At 36.9% G+C, this 5,534-nt stretch carries 5 protein-coding genes and 1 pseudogene; 5 read left to right on the top strand and 1 reads right to left on the bottom strand.

Annotated features, from left to right (window positions below; genetic code table 11):
- Positions 1 to 288 (top strand): annotated as a pseudogene (locus F6K13_RS16010) (hypothetical protein); the annotation flags it as partial.
- A 184-nt stretch (positions 289 to 472) separates the two neighbouring features.
- Here the strand turns inward: F6K13_RS16010 and F6K13_RS16005 are convergent.
- Positions 473 to 649, bottom strand: coding sequence for a hypothetical protein (locus F6K13_RS16005; RefSeq protein ID WP_161564361.1), 177 nt, complete (start codon positions 647 to 649; stop codon positions 473 to 475).
- A 149-nt stretch (positions 650 to 798) separates the two neighbouring features.
- Between F6K13_RS16005 and F6K13_RS16000 the strand changes: the two genes are divergently transcribed.
- The 4 genes from F6K13_RS16000 to F6K13_RS15985 form a co-directional block, all read left to right on the top strand.
- On the top strand, positions 799 to 975 hold the full coding sequence (locus tag F6K13_RS16000) for a DUF4291 family protein (RefSeq protein WP_375339409.1): 177 nt from the start codon (positions 799 to 801) through the stop codon (positions 973 to 975).
- Between the two features lie 66 nt (positions 976 to 1,041).
- Positions 1,042 to 1,236: a hypothetical protein gene (locus tag F6K13_RS15995; protein ID WP_240038803.1), complete on the top strand. Its 195-nt coding sequence runs from the start codon at positions 1,042 to 1,044 to the stop codon at positions 1,234 to 1,236.
- A 126-nt stretch (positions 1,237 to 1,362) separates the two neighbouring features.
- Complete coding sequence (locus F6K13_RS15990) at positions 1,363 to 2,496, top strand: glycosyltransferase family 1 protein (RefSeq protein WP_124143629.1); 1,134 nt, start codon at positions 1,363 to 1,365, stop codon at positions 2,494 to 2,496.
- A 1,035-nt stretch (positions 2,497 to 3,531) separates the two neighbouring features.
- On the top strand, positions 3,532 to 5,534 hold a 2,003-nt coding region (locus tag F6K13_RS15985; protein ID WP_287287824.1), incomplete at its 3' end, for an adenylate/guanylate cyclase domain-containing protein.

Genomic DNA, 5,534 nt, shown 5'->3' with positions numbered 1-5,534 from the left:
GTCCAAAAAGCAGGTAAAGCTTTTAAAGATAAAGCAGGTAAAGATTTGAATTTAGCTCCAGATGATTTAGATAATTTGGATAATGTAGAAATTAATTACCTCGAAAATCCTAGAGTGGAATTAGAGCAACATTATTTCAATGCTAAAAACACAAATCTCTTAGATCTTGGCTTGCAACCTCATTATTTATCTGATTCTCTGTTAGATTCTCTGCTAAATTATGCTATTCAATACAAGCAACGTGTAGATAAAGATCATATTCTGCCCAAGGTATCTTGGAAACGATAAACTGTCTATAAAAATCATGGAGGTAATAGTTTTTACTATTACCTCTGTTTGGTTAAATAATTTTCAAAAAGAAGCGATCGCCAGTTATAAATTTAATGGTTTAGTTAGGGCTTGCTGATTAAATCTAAAAGCAAGACATAAAAAGACTAAAGAATTTTTGGAGTCGAATTGCAGTGCAAATTTTTCACCTCTTTATGCTCAAAAAGGAGCGTATTTTAGGCGCATAGTTGGGCAGAAAAATCATTCTTACAAAACGCCCGCTCCTACCTCCTATAAATTCCAATTTCTCCTGTCTCCTGTCTCCAGTATTCCCCTCCTGGGAGGGGTTAGGGGTGGGTTGTCTCCTACCCCTACCACTCATACTTTTTCAGCAAACCCTAGTTAATATGCAGCTAGCCACACAAACCTACTTAACTCAAACAAATTAGTAATTGGCCAACTAATGGTAAATAGATATTAGCATAATTTGATGAAAACTCTGTGGTTGTCTACTAAGCATATAGGCTATAAATCATTAATTTTGCAGCGTCAAAAGGTTATTTTGGTGGTGAGTTTAGCCTGAATAGAATGAGTTGGATTAAAACCAACTTTTTATGGATGATGTATCGTTCTGCATGGGGCAGCAAAACAGGACAAGAAATAATTCTGGCTGTAACTATCAAACGTACAGCATTTGATGGAATTTGAACAAAAGGAATACATTCAAAATTTATTCCCACTATCTATAAAATTCAAGAAGAATGGAAAGAACTTGTGGGGCGATCAAGTATTAGACTGCAATGGGGTCTCGATCATAATCCCATGGGTGAAACTCTACGAAAGTATAGCCGAGATTGGATTGTGAAGATAGAAAATATTACAGAATTTGTACAACACCAGTGTATCTATAGAAAAGATAGTAAATGGACTTACTTAATCACACCGAAAGAAAATGTTTATCTTTGTTAATAATTATGAGATAATACATAAACTGGGATTATCGGTGTCCTGACTAAATTCAAGAGGTAATAGCTAAACCTGTTACCATGCAAAAAAATAAATATTCTGACTAATATTTTTCCAGCTAATATACTTATGAGGATAGCCCTTTTTACCGAAACATTTTTACCAAAAATAGATGGTATAGTTACCCGTCTATGCCATACTGTTGAACATCTGCAACGTTCTGGGGACCAAGTGCTAATATTTTCCCCCGAGGGAGGACTAAAAGAATATCAAGGAGCAAAAATTTGTGGCATTGAGGGTTTTCCCTTACCCCTCTATCCAGAATTAAAATTAGCAATACCCACTCCTACTATTGGTAAACAGTTAGAGCTGTTTCAGCCAGATATAATTCATGTAGCTAACCCAGCAGTATTAGGCTTAGGTGGCCTCTACTATGCTAAAAAGCTGAATATACCACTCGTAGCATCTTATCATACCCACCTTCCTCAATACCTACATCATTATGGTTTAGGAATGTTCGAAGGGTTGCTTTGGGAATTACTCAAATCAGGCCATAATCAAGCAGACTTAAATCTTTGTACCTCTACAGCAATGGTAGAAGAATTAAGCAACCACGGCATTGAGCGAGTAGACCTTTGGCAGCGCGGAGTTGATACAGAATTATTTCAGCCCCACCATGCTAGTCAAGAAATGCGCCATCGCCTCAGTCAAGGAAATCCAGATAGTGCAATACTACTATACGTTGGCCGTTTAGGTGCAGAAAAAGAGATTGACCGTATTAAACCAATCCTGGAGGCCATCCCCAATGCTTGTCTAGCTCTTGTAGGAGATGGACCTAACCGAGAATCCCTAGAACAACATTTTGCAGACACTCCCACACACTTTGTGGGCTATCTCCGGGGTCAAGAGCTGGCCTCTGCCTATGCATCTGCTGATGCTTTCATCTTTCCCTCTCGCACTGAAACTTTAGGATTGGTACTTTTAGAGGCTATGGCCGCCGGCACTCCTGTAGTAGCAGCTAATTCTGGAGGTATTCCTGATATTGTTACAAATGGAATAAATGGCTATCTATTCGATCCTGTTGATGAAAAAGGAGCGATAGGAGCTACTCAAAGCCTCTTAGCTCATTCAGAGGAACGAGAAACTCTACGTCAAAATGCCAGATCTGAAGCAGAATCTTGGGGATGGTCAGCAGCAACTCAGCAGTTAAGAAACTATTATCAAAAAGTTATTTCTGCCTATTCTATACCATCAGCAGCATAACTAAAGCTATTTGCGATCGCTAACTTCATCTAAATCAAAGGGTGCTATGGATGGAAATTTTTGATGGTAGGGAAAAACTGGAATTTATAGCAGGTAACAGAAAATTTTTCTTGTGAAACCTCTAAAGGAAGTACATTAAATAAATACAAAAAATTTGATGATTGCTAGATATGCTAAAGAGAGTAAACTGTCTGGCTATTAGGGTTGACAAAACAACTTTACATAATTTATTGTCCAGGTTACCCATATCTAAATCATAGATTTTAGATATGGACTGCGGGATATTAAATTCATTTGTGATAATTAAGTAGACTAAAACTAGTCTTGACACTCTCCCGTTAAATCCCTCGATTATAATGGGAGATTCTTGTTTCACTAGCACAACGCTAGGGCTACATACATTCTTAACTAGGCAGCAAATTAAATAAACTGAGTTGCCAGACCGTCTCCACAAGGATTGTTGCTCTGTCTTTACACTGACGTTTCCTCCGGGTAGGCGGTGCGCTTTCCCCTGGCCTTGTGCCCTTTTTGCTATTGATATAACTATAACACCAAAAATGCGGGCGCGTATTGCTCAATTATTTTTCTGGTTGAAATTTAGGCGTTGGTAATTGGTAAGATGATTTTCTGGTAAGCGTAACACCCCTTGCCTACTTTGGTTAGGTATTCGGAGCTATTACAGAAGGATGACCCTTAAAGTTTCATCTCGCTTGTTTACCAACACCGAAATTTATCTCTAGGTTGTCTGCGTAGATTTCCCGCACAGTAGTTACGCCCCATGTCACCGTTAAATCTCGTGATTAAAACCGGAGTCCTCTTTCAAAATTTATGATAGGATTTAGCTAACCATATAATTGTCCTAACTTTTCTAGATTTATGCCCTACTATTGGAATAAATATACTTAGATATAGTCTAATTTAGTATAATAACATTTTTTTTGTAAGTAAAAAACTTTATCTACTTGGAAAAAATTAAACCCAGAGAAAATATAGACTTAAGTTGGAGTAATTTAACTTTAAGATCAAGCAGTTCAAATGACATTCTCTAACGCTGTTGGTAGTATTCTGGCAACATTGACTCAAGTTGATCGTATGGGTCTACTGGCAACTCGCGTGAAGGATTTGCCAGTAGGAGAGTTTGTTTGTCTGCTAGAGTTTATTACTGCTGAATTTCATCAATATCTACGAGCTATTGACTTAATTAACAATAAAGGTGTTGAAACTTTACTAGAACAACTATTAGATGCCTTTACTATCAAAATTGGTCAAATCCTGAAAGCAGATCAAACAACTATTTTCTTAGTTAACCAAGAGAAAAAACAACTTTGGTATAAGACTATTCTCGAAAGTACGGGTAAGTCCCAAGATTACCACTTACCAATTAATGTTGGTATTTTAGGCCATGTGGCCACAACAGGAGAAGCGCTCAATATTGCTGATGCCAAAACTCATCCACTCTTCAGGGAAGAAGTAGACCAACCTCCAGGCTATGATACTCGTACTATCCTCTGTATACCAGTTTTCAGCACCACCAGCTCTAACAAACCAGTAGCAGTAGTACGACTACTTAATAAAGCGAATGATGTCCCTTTTGACAAAGAGGATGAGCAACTATTCCGCTCTTTCGGTGATTCAATGGGAATTATTATAGAAAGTTGTCAATCATTTTATGTAGCAGCTAGGAATCAGCGAGGGGTTTCAGCATTACTGAAAGCAACCACAACTTTAGGTCAAAGTCTAGACTTGGAAACAACTTTAAGAGCTGTAATGGATCAAGCTTGTAATTTAATGCAAGCAGACCGTAGCACATTGTTTCTACTTAGTAAAGAAACAAATGAACTTTGGACTAAGGTAGCGACAGCAGATGAAAAAAAAATGGTGGAAATTAGAATTCCTGCCAATCGAGGTATAGCTGGTTATGTTGCTTCTACTGGAGAAACTCTTAATATTCCTGATGCTTATATAGATCCTCGTTTTGACCCTAGTACAGATCAAAAAACAGGTTATCAAACAAGAAATATTCTCTGTATGCCTGTGTATAATGCTAAGGGCGAATTGATTGGAGTAACTCAGTTAATTAATAAAAATCAAGGTAGTTTTAATTCTTCAGATGAAAAATTTTTGTTAGCTTTTAATGCTCAAGCAGGTATTGCCCTTCAGAATTCTCAACTTTTTGAAAATGTTTTGGTAGAAAAGCAATATCAGAAAGATATTCTACAAAGTTTGTCTGATGTTGTAATTTCTACAAATATGCAAGGCAGAATTGTGACTATCAATGGAGCAGCTTTAGAAATGTTAGGTTGTCCTATTGACAAAGAGATAAAAGGTAAAACAAATAGACAACTTTGGGAGGAAAAACTGATTGGTAGATATGTATGGGAAGTTATACCAATTGAAAATTTACAGTTTCGTTTAGAAGATAGTTTACAGCATGGTACTAGACAATATGTTCCAGAGCAAAATTTACGAGTAGGTTCTTTTATAAAATTTGAAGGTGAAGAAGAAATAGCTTATATTTTAGCAGTTCCCGACCAAAAAAATCCTAATATTTTTATTCTTTGGGGAGAAGAAACACCGACCAATTTAGAGGCAAATTTAGTTCAAAATAACCACATGGATTTTAGCAGATTAATAGATATATCTGAATTAGATCGAGTCATTGAGCGTAGTTTGAATCTAACAGTTAATCCCCTAACTAATCCTGAAGGTGGTGTGCGTGGTGGATTGGTCGTTCTTGAAGATATTAGTCAAGAAAAACGCATGAAAAATACTATGTATCGCTACATGACTCCAGAGGTTGCAGAACAAGTAATGACTTTAGCTGAAGATGCTTTACTTGAAGGAGAGCGTAAGGAAGTAACTATTTTATTTTCTGATATTCGAGGTTATACAACTCTTACAGAAAACCTAGAAGCTTCTGAAGTAGTTAAGCTTTTAAATCAATATTTTGAAACAATGGTAGAGGCAGTATTTGACCATGAAGGAACTTTAGATAAGTTTATGGGGGATGCTTTAATGGTCGCCCGTCGCAGGATCGT

The organism is Okeania sp. SIO2B9, from assembly GCF_010672505.1.
GTDB lineage: Bacteria > Cyanobacteriota > Cyanobacteriia > Cyanobacteriales > Microcoleaceae > Okeania > Okeania hirsuta.
Note: the sequence above shows the minus strand (reverse complement) of the source record. Positions and strands in the feature narration are given on the sequence as shown.